General features: G+C 59.9%; 24 protein-coding genes and 1 tRNA gene. 10 read left to right on the top strand and 15 right to left on the bottom strand.

Going from position 1 to position 12,309, the window contains the following annotated elements; translation table 11 throughout:
- Positions 1-31: 31 nt before the first annotated feature.
- The gene (locus ABIB06_RS37060) at positions 32-226 is read right to left on the bottom strand and encodes a hypothetical protein (RefSeq protein WP_354053199.1); all 195 of its coding nucleotides are present in this window, start codon (positions 224-226) and stop codon (positions 32-34) included.
- 309 nt (positions 227-535) lie between these two features.
- On the opposite strand from ABIB06_RS37060, the gene ABIB06_RS37055 reads away from it, so the two are divergent.
- Complete coding sequence (locus ABIB06_RS37055) at positions 536-694, top strand: hypothetical protein (RefSeq protein ID WP_354053200.1); 159 nt, start codon at positions 536-538, stop codon at positions 692-694.
- Positions 695-962: 268 nt separating this feature from the next.
- On the opposite strand, the gene ABIB06_RS37050 is transcribed toward ABIB06_RS37055, so the two are convergent.
- Together ABIB06_RS37050 and ABIB06_RS37045 are read right to left on the bottom strand one after the other, a co-directional pair.
- On the bottom strand, positions 963-1,151 hold the full coding sequence (locus tag ABIB06_RS37050) for a hypothetical protein (RefSeq protein WP_354070273.1): 189 nt from the start codon (positions 1,149-1,151) through the stop codon (positions 963-965).
- A gap of 74 nt (positions 1,152-1,225) precedes the next feature.
- On the bottom strand, positions 1,226-1,561 hold the full coding sequence (locus ABIB06_RS37045) for a hypothetical protein (RefSeq protein ID WP_354053214.1): 336 nt from the start codon (positions 1,559-1,561) through the stop codon (positions 1,226-1,228).
- Positions 1,562-1,851: 290 nt separating this feature from the next.
- Here ABIB06_RS37045 and ABIB06_RS37035 point away from each other — a divergent pair, with 290 nt between their 5' ends.
- On the top strand, positions 1,852-2,034 hold the full coding sequence (locus tag ABIB06_RS37035) for a hypothetical protein (protein ID WP_247349098.1): 183 nt from the start codon (positions 1,852-1,854) through the stop codon (positions 2,032-2,034).
- Between the two features lie 277 nt (positions 2,035-2,311).
- Here the strand turns inward: ABIB06_RS37035 and ABIB06_RS37030 are convergent.
- The 4 genes from ABIB06_RS37030 to ABIB06_RS37015 all read right to left on the bottom strand — a co-directional run bounded on the left by ABIB06_RS37030 (position 2,312) and on the right by ABIB06_RS37015 (position 4,710).
- Positions 2,312-2,388, bottom strand: a tRNA-Pro gene (locus tag ABIB06_RS37030).
- 115 nt (positions 2,389-2,503) lie between these two features.
- Positions 2,504-2,989, bottom strand: coding sequence for a DUF192 domain-containing protein (locus ABIB06_RS37025; RefSeq protein WP_354053202.1), 486 nt, complete (start codon positions 2,987-2,989; stop codon positions 2,504-2,506).
- Positions 2,990-3,101: 112 nt separating this feature from the next.
- Positions 3,102-3,734 (bottom strand): cold-shock protein, encoded by a 633-nt coding sequence (locus ABIB06_RS37020; protein WP_247349100.1) that lies wholly within the window; start codon positions 3,732-3,734, stop codon positions 3,102-3,104.
- Positions 3,735-3,948: 214 nt separating this feature from the next.
- On the bottom strand, positions 3,949-4,710 hold the full coding sequence (locus ABIB06_RS37015) for an SIR2 family NAD-dependent protein deacylase (protein WP_354053203.1): 762 nt from the start codon (positions 4,708-4,710) through the stop codon (positions 3,949-3,951).
- Between the two features lie 308 nt (positions 4,711-5,018).
- Between ABIB06_RS37015 and ABIB06_RS37010 the strand changes: the two genes are divergently transcribed.
- Positions 5,019-5,183, top strand: a complete 165-nt coding sequence (locus ABIB06_RS37010; protein ID WP_015686271.1) for a hypothetical protein — start codon at positions 5,019-5,021, stop codon at positions 5,181-5,183.
- Between the two features lie 67 nt (positions 5,184-5,250).
- On the opposite strand, the gene ABIB06_RS37005 is transcribed toward ABIB06_RS37010, so the two are convergent.
- Positions 5,251-5,544 carry a hypothetical protein gene (locus ABIB06_RS37005; RefSeq protein ID WP_247445647.1) on the bottom strand — a complete coding sequence of 98 codons (294 nt, stop codon included), beginning with the start codon at positions 5,542-5,544 and terminating at the stop codon, positions 5,251-5,253.
- 282 nt (positions 5,545-5,826) lie between these two features.
- Here ABIB06_RS37005 and ABIB06_RS37000 point away from each other — a divergent pair, with 282 nt between their 5' ends.
- On the top strand, positions 5,827-6,057 hold the full coding sequence (locus tag ABIB06_RS37000; RefSeq protein ID WP_247349114.1) for a hypothetical protein: 231 nt from the start codon (positions 5,827-5,829) through the stop codon (positions 6,055-6,057).
- Positions 6,058-6,247: 190 nt separating this feature from the next.
- Here the strand turns inward: ABIB06_RS37000 and ABIB06_RS36995 are convergent, their stop codons facing one another.
- The 3 genes from ABIB06_RS36995 to ABIB06_RS36985 all read right to left on the bottom strand — a co-directional run bounded on the left by ABIB06_RS36995 (position 6,248) and on the right by ABIB06_RS36985 (position 7,736).
- On the bottom strand, positions 6,248-6,445 hold the full coding sequence (locus tag ABIB06_RS36995) for a hypothetical protein (protein WP_247445646.1): 198 nt from the start codon (positions 6,443-6,445) through the stop codon (positions 6,248-6,250).
- 164 nt (positions 6,446-6,609) lie between these two features.
- On the bottom strand, positions 6,610-6,990 hold the full coding sequence (locus ABIB06_RS36990; RefSeq protein WP_354053205.1) for a GrlR family regulatory protein: 381 nt from the start codon (positions 6,988-6,990) through the stop codon (positions 6,610-6,612).
- 593 nt (positions 6,991-7,583) lie between these two features.
- Positions 7,584-7,736 (bottom strand): hypothetical protein, encoded by a 153-nt coding sequence (locus tag ABIB06_RS36985; RefSeq protein ID WP_354053206.1) that lies wholly within the window; start codon positions 7,734-7,736, stop codon positions 7,584-7,586.
- Between the two features lie 277 nt (positions 7,737-8,013).
- On the opposite strand from ABIB06_RS36985, the gene ABIB06_RS36980 reads away from it, so the two are divergent.
- Positions 8,014-8,241 (top strand): hypothetical protein, encoded by a 228-nt coding sequence (locus ABIB06_RS36980; protein ID WP_247349107.1) that lies wholly within the window; start codon positions 8,014-8,016, stop codon positions 8,239-8,241.
- A 129-nt stretch (positions 8,242-8,370) separates the two neighbouring features.
- On the opposite strand, the gene ABIB06_RS36975 is transcribed toward ABIB06_RS36980, so the two are convergent.
- Complete coding sequence (locus tag ABIB06_RS36975; protein WP_354053207.1) at positions 8,371-8,547, bottom strand: DUF2934 domain-containing protein; 177 nt, start codon at positions 8,545-8,547, stop codon at positions 8,371-8,373.
- Positions 8,548-8,721: 174 nt separating this feature from the next.
- Positions 8,722-9,018: an HU family DNA-binding protein gene (locus ABIB06_RS36970; RefSeq protein WP_071914190.1), complete on the bottom strand. Its 297-nt coding sequence runs from the start codon at positions 9,016-9,018 to the stop codon at positions 8,722-8,724.
- Between the two features lie 408 nt (positions 9,019-9,426).
- Here ABIB06_RS36970 and ABIB06_RS36965 point away from each other — a divergent pair, with 408 nt between their 5' ends.
- From ABIB06_RS36965 to ABIB06_RS36955, 3 genes are all read left to right on the top strand, one after another.
- Entirely contained in the window at positions 9,427-9,612 is a 186-nt protein-coding gene (locus tag ABIB06_RS36965; protein WP_247349109.1) for a hypothetical protein, read from the top strand.
- 148 nt (positions 9,613-9,760) lie between these two features.
- On the top strand, positions 9,761-10,063 hold the full coding sequence (locus ABIB06_RS36960; RefSeq protein ID WP_354053208.1) for a hypothetical protein: 303 nt from the start codon (positions 9,761-9,763) through the stop codon (positions 10,061-10,063).
- A 93-nt stretch (positions 10,064-10,156) separates the two neighbouring features.
- On the top strand, positions 10,157-10,429 hold the full coding sequence (locus ABIB06_RS36955) for a hypothetical protein (protein ID WP_354053209.1): 273 nt from the start codon (positions 10,157-10,159) through the stop codon (positions 10,427-10,429).
- A gap of 221 nt (positions 10,430-10,650) precedes the next feature.
- Here ABIB06_RS36955 and ABIB06_RS36950 read toward each other — a convergent pair whose 3' ends face one another.
- Together ABIB06_RS36950 and ABIB06_RS36945 are read right to left on the bottom strand one after the other, a co-directional pair.
- Complete coding sequence (locus ABIB06_RS36950) at positions 10,651-10,953, bottom strand: hypothetical protein (protein ID WP_354053210.1); 303 nt, start codon at positions 10,951-10,953, stop codon at positions 10,651-10,653.
- A gap of 5 nt (positions 10,954-10,958) precedes the next feature.
- The gene (locus ABIB06_RS36945; protein WP_354053211.1) at positions 10,959-11,237 is read right to left on the bottom strand and encodes a hypothetical protein; all 279 of its coding nucleotides are present in this window, start codon (positions 11,235-11,237) and stop codon (positions 10,959-10,961) included.
- Positions 11,238-11,509: 272 nt separating this feature from the next.
- Here ABIB06_RS36945 and ABIB06_RS36940 point away from each other — a divergent pair, with 272 nt between their 5' ends.
- Both ABIB06_RS36940 and ABIB06_RS36935 read left to right on the top strand, forming a co-directional pair.
- The gene (locus ABIB06_RS36940; protein ID WP_354053212.1) at positions 11,510-11,836 is read left to right on the top strand and encodes a DUF5343 domain-containing protein; all 327 of its coding nucleotides are present in this window, start codon (positions 11,510-11,512) and stop codon (positions 11,834-11,836) included.
- Positions 11,775-12,176, top strand: a complete 402-nt coding sequence (locus ABIB06_RS36935; protein WP_354053213.1) for a Swt1 family HEPN domain-containing protein — start codon at positions 11,775-11,777, stop codon at positions 12,174-12,176. Before ABIB06_RS36940 ends, ABIB06_RS36935 begins: the two co-directional genes overlap by 62 nt.
- Positions 12,177-12,309 lie beyond the last annotated feature (133 nt).

Genomic DNA, 12,309 nt, shown 5'->3' with positions numbered 1-12,309 from the left:
GCGATACCGCGCCGGTCAGCAGCAATGCCGTTCAGGCCGTCGCTTCGCTGTCGAACTCGGTGAATCTCTTGTAGATCCAGTCGCGGCCGTCATGGCGGCGCCAGACCCTGCCGTAAACGAGCTGCCCGTTGATCGAGCGGCGCGGCACGAGCACGGTCCAGAGGTGCCAGATCTCCGTCCAGCTCGCCTGCGGACCGACGGTTCGGAGGTTGCGATCGAAAGACATGATGCAGAACTCACAGGATACGAGCGCCGCGACGAACTGTGATCTCGTGTGAACACGAATTTCGGGCAGTCCGTCGCGCGCCGGGACCGATCTGATAACGATCGCCAAGCCTGCTGCAACAATCGCTCGTCCTTAACCTAACCGATCAACCTTACTTCTCGGGACGGAGCAGCAAGACAGGTTGAAAGCCGGCGCCAATTTTTCTAGAATGAACGAACGATTTGAGAATGAGCGCGCCGTTTTGAGAGCGCGCAGTGATTTTAAGCCGACATAAATTTTGAGAAACATAGATGGGCTGGGGCGACCACGATGAATTTGCAATGTGCATGCCTGCGCCTGGCGCTGCGATCGACGCCACCTGCGCTGTTCGCGAAGACGCCGGAGCAAGAGCCGCGGAAGGCCGCCAACGACAATCAATTGGTCTGGCCGTTCCTGCCGTTTCCGCTCGGCTGGTACGCCACGAACTGAACCTTCGAAAAGCGCAACGCCGCGCAAGCGGAATATCATCGCTTGGCGGCGTCCGTTAGGCATTGGGCGCTGAAATCCCCCAACACTCGTATGTCTATCGCGACGCTCAAAGGTTCGACGAAATCTTGCGAATTTCTGCGCGGCCACTTCGCCCCAATGCCTTGAAAAATCGCGCAGAAGTCGCGTTGCGCAGAGAATGAGCGCGAAGGGTTTGGAGGGAGCTCAAAAGCCTCCGTAAGCGCAGGACGTCAGCGCCCGCCGCATTGGCCTATTTTGCTTTGTCCCCGTTGCCGAGCTTGTCCAGGGCATCGACCATCCGACCAGATTTTCGGAGCGCCCACTCGCTGTCGTAACTGTGTTCCATCGCTTCGAGGTCGTGGCGCGTGAAGATGTCCGTGGCCGTTTCCAGCGCCACCCGATATCGCTCCGCCAGTTCGAGATATTCTTCTGGGGTCATCAGCATATGGAACGAGTGTGCACTATGGTACTTAGTGTTGCTCGATGGTGTGGTGATAGCAGTGGATCGCGATTTCAAGAACGAAGTGTTTTCCAGTTTTGATCCAACCCGGTTAAGCCCTGCGACGAGTGCGGCAGGAAGCCTCTTTCCGTCTTGAAATGCTCAACCCGCAAAACGGTAAAATAGTTCGCATGTTCAAGTGCGAATGCGGTGCGCAGACCTGGACCGCAGACCTGGACCGAGGAAAAAGAGTAAGCCCCCTCGGTGACATGGTCATTCATGACCAACTCCCGCTTCTCACCATTTTGACGATCACAGGTGCCTGATTTGCGGGAACCGGAACCATCATTGTACGTTGGGCGCGAGTTCATTGGCTGGAGTATGACCATGGCGCCACGACGCAGGATCATCCAATCCTCCCCACTCGAAGTACGGCTTACCGAGGAGGCGAAGCGACTTCGCGAGAAAGCCAACGCACTTCCACCGGGCGCTGCCCGCGAGGCACTGATCCGCAAGGCCCGACAAAGCTGAAACCGGCTCGCACATGAGCGAGTGGCTGGCGTCTCCCGGCCTGCAGGCGCCTGAATAGGACCTCCGCCGCGCTCGTGATACGTTAGCTGCCATCAGCGGCCACGGTATCGGGCGCCGCTGACTGAGAGACGCCATAGCGCTCCCCCGCCTGCTAGCAGGGAGCGCTTGCGTGACAGAGCAATTCAGTCCCAAGACCCAGGAATTGTTGGACCGGGCTCAACGCGCGATAGACAAGGCCATTGCACTTCGCAAATTGAGCCGCAGGCAGCGATCAGATGCCGAGCGAAAAACGTTCGAGCTTGAAATGACGATGTATCGTGAGCGGGCGCAACAGCTGCAAAATAAGAACTAGGGCTGCGGGGCTTGACGGCGGTTGCGGTGCCGGAGGCTGATCGGCCGGGTGACAACATCAGCACGACATCGACGAGCGCGCGCGCATGGAGCGCATCTGTCTGATCTGGCGGAGGAGAGCACTCTATCCCTCGAGCGCGTCGCCCTGATCGAGATGCCGGCCCGTACGGTGCCGCGGCAGCCGAGCCCGCTAAGCGTTCAGACTTCCCATGGTCTTCCCAATCCAAATTACTGGGAAGATCGGGCTTTGCATTTCTGCCGTAAGTAATTGAAATCGCTGGTCGGGGCAGCTGGATTCGAACCAACGACCTGCAGTACCCAAAACTGCCGCGCTACCAGGCTGCGCTATACCCCGAATGTCCGGCGAGCCCCGTCGATACACGCTTCCCAAAGCGCCAGCAAGCTTTCCAAGGCGCCCCCGCAAGCTTCCTAAAAAGACCGCCAGGGACGGGGCAATAACCCCTTCCCACCTACTTGCTACCGAACAGCGGGTGGCCGACGCGGTCGCCGGCGCGGATGCCGTATTTTTGCGCTGTCCCCGCCACCACCTCCAGAACGGCGCGCGCGGGCCCCCTGGATGAGATGATCCTGGTCGACATCGGCTCGGTATTTTCGGCGATGCGCAGGATGCGGCCGTCGGCGCGAATGAAGATCATGTCGAGCGAGACATAGGTGTTCTTCATCCACATCGAGACTTCCTGCTCGGGATTGAAGTCGAACAGCATGCCTTTGCCGTCGGCCAGTTCCTTGCGGTACATCAGGCCAGTCTGCTTCTCCTCCTCCGTCGTCGCCATTTCGACCGAGAACACCTGCACACCGTTTTTGGTGACGATCTCGAGCGGCTGGAAGCTGGCGGCGCGGACGGGTGCGCTCGCGACGGCACAGCCGGCGACGACGAGGATGGCGGCAAGCCAGCCCTTCGCAACGGCGAAGACGGCCTTTCGATCGAAATTCATGGACGGCACTCGAGGCGTGGGACTGGGCCAGTCCTTACGCGGCGGTCGCCGGAAAAGCCAGAGGCGCGCCCGTCAACCAACGCGCCTCTGCTCACGATCGCGGGAATTGGAATTAGTGGGACGAGACCGGCGACCCCGTCTCGGGATGGATCTCGGCCGCCATCATGCCCTTGGAGCCGGGCCCGAAGCGGACCAGGACATACTGGCCGGGCCGCAGTTCGGTCATGCCGAAGCGGCGCAGTGTCTCCATGTGCACGAAGATGTCGGGCGTGCCCTCGCCGCAGGTCAGGAAGCCGAAACCGCGCAGCCGGTTGAACCATTTGACCTGGGCCCGCTCCAGCCCGCTGGTCGCGGTGACCGAGACATGGGTGCGCGGCGGCAGCATCTGCGCCGGATGGATCGCGGTCGATTCGTCCATCGAAACCACGCGGAAGGCCTGGTAGCCCTTGGCGCGCTGGATGCACTCGACGACGATGCGGGCGCCCTCGTAAGCGGTCTGGAAGCCGTCACGCCTAAGCACAGTAACGTGCAGGAGCACGTCGGGCCAGCCATTGTCGGGAACGATGAAGCCGTAGCCCTTTGAGGCATCGAACCATTTGATAACGCCGTGAACCGCGACGAGGTTGGCGCTGCCCTCACCAAGTTCGGTGAAGGGACTGAGCGCGCTGTCGCGACCGCCACCGCCGTGTTCGCCCACGGAGGGAACTCCGACCTTCTTGGACTCAAATCCGTCCGACGACCCCATAACCCCGGACCCCACACATGCCATGCGACCCGCCTGAATGGCGGCGCCGAATCACGCGTCATTAGAGAATCTTCCCAACAGAGAATCTTCTCAACTCGACGCGACGCGAATCTTTCGACTCAAAAGATAACACTCCCGGTTGCGACGCATAGATAAAAAAGAGATTCGCCGGAACCTATGAACAGCTTGCACGGCCGCGAATCAAACTACCGCCTCAATTAGCGACAAAGGGCCCGAGCGTTTCGCCGATGTCGTGGCGGATCACGAGGTCGGCGATATCGTCCTGCTCGGTCGGCTCCCGGTTGATGATCACCAGACGTGCACCTGATCTCTTCGCCATCATCGGAAAGCCCGCGGCCGGCCATACCACCAGCGAGGAACCGATCGCGATGAAGAGGTCGCAGGCTTGCGACAAAGCGGTTGCACGCTGCATTTCGTCCTCGGGCATCATCTGGCCGAAGGAGATCGTGGCAGTCTTCACCGGCTCGTCGCACGCGGTGCAGTTGGGCGCGGCGCCCGCCTCGTCGAAGCGGCGCTTCACCCAGTCGAGCGGATAGGCCTGCCCGCACCCGATGCAGCGCGCATAAGTGGTGTTGCCGTGAAGTTCGATCACGTGCTCTGCAGCGAAGCCCGAGGCCTGGTGCAGATTGTCGATATTCTGGGTGATGATCGCGGGAACCTTGCCTGCGCGGTAGAGCGAGGCGAGCGCGCGATGGCCGCGGCCAGGCTTGGCGGCCGCGAAGACCTCCTCCATCGCAAAGCGCCGGCGCCAGGATTCGTCACGCGCCTCCGGGCTGGCGACGAACTCATCGAACGGGATCGGACGGTTGCGCGTCCAAATTCCGCCCGGCGAGCGGAAGTCGGGGATGCCGCATTCGGTCGAGATGCCGGCGCCGGTGAACGGCACGATCCGTTTGGCCTTGGCGATCATGTCGCCGAGACATTCGACGCCGCTGCGAAGATCCGATGCAATCAACGCCGCCTCCCGTTTGTTTTGCCTTTTTGTTTTGCCGGTTTGTTTTACTGATCAATTTTGCTGATTTGTTTTTGCGCTAGCTGCAATGTGCGCGAGCGACAAGACTGTTGACGCTCTTATCCACTGCCCCGCAAGCGTGGTCGGCAATTCTTTCCGCCCTTCGCATATCACAATCCTGCAATGCCTCCTCCCCATTGACGCCCCAATCAGAAGCGCCAATGCATATGTTGAAGCGACTCAACGCGATTGCGGCGGCAGTGCTTGAGTTCAGGAATGTACACATACTCCACGTGTAGAGGGGATTTGACATGACCGAGGACGAACAACGCAAAATCCGCGAACGCGAAGAGATCGCCGCCCGTGTCGCCGCCTTCCGTGCCACGCAGGAAAAATTCAAGCGCGAGCGTGAAGAGTATTTCGTGTCGACGCTCGACAATGCCCGCAAGGTGGAGCGGCCCTCGCTCTGGCCGTAAGACACCAGATCACCATCCATGAAAAAAGCCCGGAGCATTGCCCCGGGCTTTTCATTTGGTCCAGCCGTTACCAGTGACGGTAATAATGGTGGCGGCGATAGTACGGTCCACCGCCATAATAGGCGTACGGGCCAGGGCCGTAACCATAGGCCGGGCGACCATAGTAGCCATACCCCGGGCCGTAGCCGTAGCCGTAAGGACGGGACGCTGCGACAGCGCCCGCGGTGATAGCGCCGGCAGCCAAGCCAAACGCGAGGCCCGGGCCGATGCCGCGACCACGCGCCTCGGCGGGCGCAGGCGCAGCAATCGCGGTCACGCCGACGGCCGCAACGGTAGCCAAAATTGCCAATGTCTTCTTCATGATCTCCTCCGTGATATTCGCCGAGGCAACGCCGCCGCCGCGCGATGGTTGCGCGCAGGCTGCGGAACTCAGCGCCGTCAAAAAGTTACGAAACGAGGGGAACGAAATCGATCGGGCGCGATTGCACCTGCAAGTGCGGAAGCCTCCGCTATCCGGTTGAGGCAACAGCACGAAGACCCCCGTCAGTATCTTCGCGATGCTGGCGGGGTTTTCAGTTTCACGGGAGGCAAATGGCAGCGGACGATCATTGCTGCCAAGGGGCGGATGATCGAGGAGGAAAAAATGCCAATATCCGCGCTGCTGGCCCGAATTCGCAGGCTCCTTCCCGGATCCGGCAACGAGCATTACGACGAGATCGTCCGCAATTTCGGTGTCGGCACGCTGCGTCCGCCGCCGACGCCAATGAGCGACGGCGAGCTGGCGCGGGCCATTGCCGAGTTTCTGAAAGAGACACCGTCAAGCTCATCCGTGGCGACCCTAGGCCGGCGGATCGACCCCTCCTCGCCGCTCTGACGCCACTCTCGAACGGGAACTCTCGCAGGCCCGGAACGGGGGGCGCATACGCACGTTGAGCTTGCCTTCACGACAGGAGACACGACATGCCCGTTTGGCTTGAAGTTCTAGTCAACCTGTCCGGCTATGCCGGCTTCGTGGCGCTCGCAAACCGCGGTGTCGCGTATCCGGATAGTTCCGTCGACGAGCGCTAGTTGGCGTGCGGCGCCTGGCCTGCCGTGCGCATCAGCCTGTCAGCCTTGACCGCAACGCGCGTGTCTTCGAGCTGCGGGCGCAGCGAGAAGCTGATCACCACGAAAGCGAGACAGAACAGCGTGCCGACCATGGCGACGCGCCGGTAGGTGTGGCGGTCGCCTTGATAAAAGGACGGTTCTGAAAATGGTGTCATGAATTCGTTCTTGGCAAAATTGGTTCTTGGCAAAGTCGTTGCCTGTCTTCGCCGGACAGACCTATCCCAAGTAGAGGCAAGCGCAACGCGATTAGGTTTTTAACCTAACCGAATAGGGTTATGGGCTTTCCGGCAAGCTTCCGTTAGGAGTTTGCGAAGCGTCTTTAGAACTCGGCGAGCCGCTTCAAGCTGGCGCGAAACCCGAGGCTGCGATGGCCTGCGACCAGCACGGTGCCGAACACCTCGGCCGCGTCGTCGCTGAACGCCCCGGAGAAGCCGCTCGTCGCCTCCTCGCCGCCGAACAGCGGCCGGGTGAGGCCATCGGCGAACGGCGTATGCTGGTTGGTGGCAAGCTCGCCCTTCCAAGTGCCGTCCTTCGAAGAGCCGTTCTTCGACGTGCCGCGGCCGATCGTGTAGGAGCCGCGCGACCAGAAGTAAGGGCCGCCACCGAGCAGCAGGCCGTCCCGCAAGATCAGCACGCCACTGTCGCGGCCCTTTACGCCGTCGAGCATGTGGATGTGGATGGAATAAAGCCCGTTCTTCATGTTGCGTCCGCCGCGGGAGCAACGATAGCGCCGGACAGGGAGAGCGTCGAGACGATGATGAGACGATTCGCGCGTTTGCCGACCGGCTTTGTTCCAGCTTCGCCTGCCTTTCGTTCTCAAAGAACGAATCGGAATAGACGAAACCACGCGAAGCAACCCTTAACAATTCGTTTGCACGCGAACGAGCGCACCATCGCAACCGAGCGCTCGATCACATCGTGTCGTCTGATGTCGATCGCGGCGACGCCTGCGGCACCGACGACCTGCCTTTGCGCAAGCGCGGATGCCGATCGTACCAAAACACTTTTGCGATCTCGGCGAACATCTCGAGAAACCAGCGCGCATCCGGGTCGCGTCTCCCTCGCCGCATCTTGTAACGAGGACGCAAGGACCGGACCGTGCGAAGCATCACGCCGGCTTGGCTTGGAGACACGTGTCCCGCATCGATACAGAAGCCATGGCTTGTTCTGCATCCGACTCCATTTCGTTCGCAAAGAACGAATCGGAGTCGAGAAAATCAACGCAAAACAATTCCTAGCGATCAATGAAGTCGGGCGCGGTTGCCCGTGATCAGCGAAATAGCGCGACGCCCGTCACGCCGCTCGCTTCGCCGACTCCTTCTCCGAAAACTCCTTCTCCGGAAAGCAGTCGAGGATCTGGATGCGGAGCTCTTCCGCGGCCGGGCCCTCGAGCTTCCTGAGTTGATTCCAGAGCCGGATCACTTCGCGTTGTTTCTCGACAGTCATGGGCACACCTCCAAAAGAGATGAGTCACTAGAACAAAATAAGAACAAAAAGTCCAGTCCCCTCCCCGCGAAATTCGCCGGGCACATTGCCTTGAACCATCCATCGCGCTGGCGCGGTTGCTTTTTGGAGTTTCAACCTTAGGTTCGAGAGACGGCTGGCGGCCAGGCGCTGAAATCCCAACGCCGTCAGCCACGAGAACCCCGTGCGCGAGCGCGGGGTTTTTCTTGCGGGAACGCAGTTCGGCCCTCCCCGTTACACTCTCCGGAGCGAGGGGACCGTGATCAGAAAATACTACGCCGTCGAGGTGGTGCGTCAGATCGAGGAGACCGTGGAGATCATGGTCGAGGCGCCGGACGAGACCAGTGCACACCATGCAGCGCTTGCGCACCTGAAGGCGCGCGGCTCCGAATATCAGTGGCTCAATCCCAAATGCGATTTCGTCGTCTGGCGCGAGCGCCAGGTCGATACGCCGGCGATCATCGACGTGTCGACAAAGCCGGAGTAGCGGCCGGAACGTGTGTCCCGCTGCACGTTGTCCTGGCGAATTCAGTGGTGCTGGCGGCGTGTCGCGACGCGGCCGTCCAGCTCGAAGAGCCCCGGTCCGAAGGTCCGGGGTTTTTCTTTGACGGCTCCGTCAGACCGGCAAATTGTCGGTCATCCCCGGCGGCACTTCGCCTTGCTTGCGCCGCTCGGCGAGCAGCTCCTTCTCGGCCTCGTACCAGAAGGTGTCCATCGTCCCCGCGGGCTCGCCGGCCTCATTCCAGAGGTGATAGGCGCGGTTTCGAATCTCTTCCTCGCTTAAGCTGGCCATAGGGTTTCCTCCCTGTCGGAAGCAAAGCCTGACACAGCCCGAGAGTTCCTTCCAGCCCGCGCCATCACACGGCGCTCGTTGCGGCGCTTCGCGAAGCAAGCCGCCGCAACGAAAATGCCAGCGCCTTAGACGGGCGCTCCTTTTAGACGGAGTGCTTTTTAGACGGAGTGCTCTTTAAACAGAGTCCTTGGCCACCTTCAGCGGCGAGGCCTTCACCGACTTGCTCGCCGGCTTCGCCGCGAACTGCATCGGCTCCTTGGTGAAGGGATTGACGCCCATGCGGGCTTCGGTCGCAGGCTTGTTCACCACCGACATCTTCGCGAAGCCGGGAATGACGAACTCGCCGGATTCGTTGAGCTCTTTATAGCCAACCGTCGCCATGTACTCGATGACCGACTTCACGTCGTTCTTCGACAGCTGCGTGCCCTCGGCAATTGCATCAATCAATTGGGTCTTCGTCATCTTCGCCATGTCTGAATTTCCTTCTGTGCGCGCGAGCAGGCTTTGCTCAGGAGGCGGTCCGACCGCGCAACGCGCTTCTGATTCATGCCAACTTTCATGAAGTGACGGGGCTTAGAACCCATCGAGGCCTAAAACGCAAGCAGGGGGTTCTGCGGGGGGCCCGGACGCCCCCGGAAAGATGCCGCAGCTAGCGCCGCTTCTGGATTGAACCATTCGCTGGCTGAGGCGTCTAACTCTTTGAAGTCCCCAAGCTTCACCCCATCAGAGAGCCCCGCTTTCCCCCAGGCGGGGCTTTCGCCTTTTCCGGGACCGGCGGCGTCATGCCGATCAGGCCGGACCTGAGCTCTGCGCCCGAGCGACGCGGACGACCATCACAAGGCAGGTTCTCTTTTCAGGCCATCTCCTGCATAATGGGGCATGGCAAAAACAAAAGTGACCTTCAAAACCGTCCGCATTGCAGACAACGACTGGAAAATCCTGGCGGATTACCCGGGCAGCGAACAGCGCGAAATCAAGGGCTTCACCAGCAAGGCAGATGCCGACGACTGGATCAACGGAGATCGCAAGATCGCGTGGCTCCGCTCCCAAGGGTACGCCAAGTGAACTGAGCATCAAGTGACCTGCGTATCAGGTGACCTGCCTCGCGGAGTCATCTCGTCGTGAAACCTGTGTCTGGACATGCCCCGTTGAGACTTCAGTAACCTAACCCCGCCAAGCTCCTCGCAGTATCGTTGCGTTGGAGTACCCCACAGTGCTGGATTTTAACGAGCTGCGTGAACTCGCGGCTGACGTTCGCGTGTTTGTCGACATTGCCGAAGACAAGGCCGAAGCGCTTCGCGCCGTCATCACGGCCTATGACGTGGTGCTGGCGATCTTCCCGTCCGAACAAGGCATGGGCCTCCACGTCATCAAGGGCGGCGAGATCCTGGACCAGATTGCAAAATCACGAACCTATGTGATGTACAGCCACACGGCCATCGCGGTTCCCGACCTGGAGCACGCAGAGGTGCTCAAGCAACTGACGTCTCCCGTCACGCAACGGATCGCAGCCTAGCTGCACACGAGAATTTCTTTGCTCCGGAACGCCCGGTTTAGGAACCGGGCTTCTGCGCTCCCGTTGGCGCACACAACCAACCAGGAGTTTGAGATGAAGAAGCTTATCATTGCGACCGCCGCCCTCGGCGTCATGTGCGGCTCCGCCTTTGCCCAGACCCAGACCGGCCCCGCTGCGCAGACCGACAACATGCAGAAGCCCGGCATGTCCAACTCGAACAAGGGCACGATGACCAGAGGCACGACCGGCATGAGCCATGACCGCATGAACAAGGGCGGAATGGTGAGGCCCGACGCCTCCGGCCAGGGTGGCTCCGGCCCCGGCAGCGACCAGGGCGGCACCAAGACCCGCAGCAACATGAAGTAAGCCAGGCTCCTGCACGGCTTGCCTTTCGGCCGCGTCGCTTTCCACAAAGCGGCGCGGCCGCTTCGTAGCGAGGGTCTGACGGGGACTGATGTCTCGCCGCAAGACCGACCTCATCCTGAGGGCCCGCCGCAGGCGGGCGTCTCGAAGGATGTGCCACGAGGGTCAGTTCTCACGCGACCCTGCTCGCTCTGCGAGCTTCGGGGCCACGCCTGACGGATAGGTCAACATCCAGCACTGTCACCGTAATTGCGAGGCCACTTCGGTAGACGGCGAATTGCTAGCTTGACGACGACAAGGACAACGAAGGCGGGCGCCCCGTAAACGATTGCATTCACGGCCCAAGCGATGGCTACGCCCAAGAAAACGGAACTGCCTATCGCTCCCCAGAAAAGGTAAGCTGCGGAGATGCCGGGCATCTCCCACGCCATCACAGCGATGGAATGGTCGGTTAGCTGCTCCATGACGAGCAGCACCGTCGAGACGAGCGCCCCGGCCGCCAATGCGACGATGAGAATGGATTTCATTGTTTTCAAAGACCCAACAGCCCCATCACTGTCGGAATCATAAAAAAGGCTGCCAAGCCGAGGAGGCCTCCTACGGCAACCTTGACCCAACGCGGTTGGATTTTCGGGTCGAGCCATGTCGCCAGTTTGACCCAGAGTGCATACGCCCATCCAGCAACAATCGAGCGGATAAGTGCGAACAGAAGCTCGCCTAGAATATTGGCCATAGCGGTTAGTCGCGGCATCGTCCGCAGGAGTTCATCGGCCAACGCGTTAATCAGCCCTGTTGGCAGGCTCCAGAACACGGCTCACGATTTCCCAACTAACTCACATCTTCAACTTTTCACCATCGAGTGAGGTGGTCCCGGTTGTCTGAACAAATTCTCCGCGTCGACAAGTTGGGTGCCCTGCTCGCTCTGCGAGCTTCGGGGCCACGCCTGGCGGATAGGTCAACATAATGCACTGTCATCGTAACTGTATGATGCACACACCTGTTGGTAAGTTGACAACATCCATTGCAATCCGATGCGCCAGCTCTGAACATTGCGGCCAATTCGTTCATCCCAGGAGCATCTCAATGGCAATTCTGCCGTACGTCACGGCCACGGGTAATGTTGAGAAGGCATTGGTGGGCATTAAAACTGCCGCGACTCCCTCGAAAGTCACTCAAGATTTTGTCAAAACGATTTTGAAAGTGCCTGGCGGGTCGGGCGACCAGATGACGTCCTACCTGAAGAAGATCGGCTTCGTGAACGCCGACTCCACACCGTCAGACATCTACACGCGCTTCCGTAATTCGAGCACAGCAGCTGCCGCCGCTGCGGCGGCGTTGCGACATGGTTATGGCTCAATATTACGAGCTGTTTTACTGCCTAGAGCAATCAGCCCGGAAACTCATTACTGAGACGATGGAGGAAGCTGAAGGCGCGGATTGGTGGGAAAAGAAAGTGCCCCAGGCCATTCGCGAGTATGTGAATAGGCTCATCCAGGACGAAATTGATATGGGAATGACCCAGCGCTCGGAACGGGCGATCGATTACACTACGTTTGGCCAATTGTTCGACATTATCGGGGCGAATTGGGCGCACTATGACCCGATCTTTACTAGCCGGCCAGCAGTTCAGCGCATTGTGAAGAACTTGAACATGCTGCGCGGCCCCATCGCCCATTGCTGCCCGATGTCCGAGGATGAAATCGACAGGCTAGTACTGACGGTGAAAGACTGGTTCAGACTAATCGGCTAATTGAGGTAGCCGTGCCAATACCCCTGACCGTGCAGAACTACGGTGACAGTGCTGGACTGCACCCCTGGAATGAGACACGGTAATTGCGGTGACAGCGCGGTTGCCATGATGCGTTATCGTGCCTTGTTTTGCG

This window comes from Bradyrhizobium sp. LB8.2, assembly GCF_040548035.1.
GTDB lineage: Bacteria > Pseudomonadota > Alphaproteobacteria > Rhizobiales > Xanthobacteraceae > Bradyrhizobium.
The sequence above is the reverse complement of the archived record's forward strand: the minus strand, read 5'-3'. Positions and strand labels throughout refer to the sequence as shown.

What these genes read in the sequence shown, in the direction of transcription:
- ABIB06_RS37005 (WP_247445647.1), bottom strand. Translation starts at nt 5,544, where the DNA reads ATGAAGAAGACATTGGCAATTTTGGCTACCGTTGCGGCCGTCGGCGTG.
- ABIB06_RS36965 (WP_247349109.1), top strand. Translation starts at nt 9,427, where the DNA reads ATGGCAAAAACAAAAGTGACCTTCAAAACCGTCCGCATTGCAGACAAC.
- ABIB06_RS36940 (WP_354053212.1), top strand. Translation starts at nt 11,510, where the DNA reads ATGGCAATTCTGCCGTACGTCACGGCCACGGGTAATGTTGAGAAGGCA.
- ABIB06_RS36985 (WP_354053206.1), bottom strand. Translation starts at nt 7,736, where the DNA reads ATGACTGTCGAGAAACAACGCGAAGTGATCCGGCTCTGGAATCAACTC.
- ABIB06_RS37025 (WP_354053202.1), bottom strand. Translation starts at nt 2,989, where the DNA reads ATGAATTTCGATCGAAAGGCCGTCTTCGCCGTTGCGAAGGGCTGGCTT.
- ABIB06_RS36950 (WP_354053210.1), bottom strand. Translation starts at nt 10,953, where the DNA reads ATGAAATCCATTCTCATCGTCGCATTGGCGGCCGGGGCGCTCGTCTCG.
- ABIB06_RS36935 (WP_354053213.1), top strand. Translation starts at nt 11,775, where the DNA reads ATGGCTCAATATTACGAGCTGTTTTACTGCCTAGAGCAATCAGCCCGG.
- ABIB06_RS37060 (WP_354053199.1), bottom strand. Translation starts at nt 226, where the DNA reads ATGTCTTTCGATCGCAACCTCCGAACCGTCGGTCCGCAGGCGAGCTGG.
- ABIB06_RS37000 (WP_247349114.1), top strand. Translation starts at nt 5,827, where the DNA reads ATGCCAATATCCGCGCTGCTGGCCCGAATTCGCAGGCTCCTTCCCGGA.
- ABIB06_RS36955 (WP_354053209.1), top strand. Translation starts at nt 10,157, where the DNA reads ATGAAGAAGCTTATCATTGCGACCGCCGCCCTCGGCGTCATGTGCGGC.
- ABIB06_RS36975 (WP_354053207.1), bottom strand. Translation starts at nt 8,547, where the DNA reads ATGGCCAGCTTAAGCGAGGAAGAGATTCGAAACCGCGCCTATCACCTC.
- ABIB06_RS36990 (WP_354053205.1), bottom strand. Translation starts at nt 6,990, where the DNA reads ATGAAGAACGGGCTTTATTCCATCCACATCCACATGCTCGACGGCGTA.
- ABIB06_RS37050 (WP_354070273.1), bottom strand. Translation starts at nt 1,151, where the DNA reads ATGACCCCAGAAGAATATCTCGAACTGGCGGAGCGATATCGGGTGGCG.
- ABIB06_RS36995 (WP_247445646.1), bottom strand. Translation starts at nt 6,445, where the DNA reads ATGACACCATTTTCAGAACCGTCCTTTTATCAAGGCGACCGCCACACC.
- ABIB06_RS36970 (WP_071914190.1), bottom strand. Translation starts at nt 9,018, where the DNA reads ATGGCGAAGATGACGAAGACCCAATTGATTGATGCAATTGCCGAGGGC.
- ABIB06_RS37055 (WP_354053200.1), top strand. Translation starts at nt 536, where the DNA reads ATGAATTTGCAATGTGCATGCCTGCGCCTGGCGCTGCGATCGACGCCA.
- ABIB06_RS37045 (WP_354053214.1), bottom strand. Translation starts at nt 1,561, where the DNA reads ATGATCCTGCGTCGTGGCGCCATGGTCATACTCCAGCCAATGAACTCG.
- ABIB06_RS37020 (WP_247349100.1), bottom strand. Translation starts at nt 3,734, where the DNA reads ATGGGGTCGTCGGACGGATTTGAGTCCAAGAAGGTCGGAGTTCCCTCC.
- ABIB06_RS37010 (WP_015686271.1), top strand. Translation starts at nt 5,019, where the DNA reads ATGACCGAGGACGAACAACGCAAAATCCGCGAACGCGAAGAGATCGCC.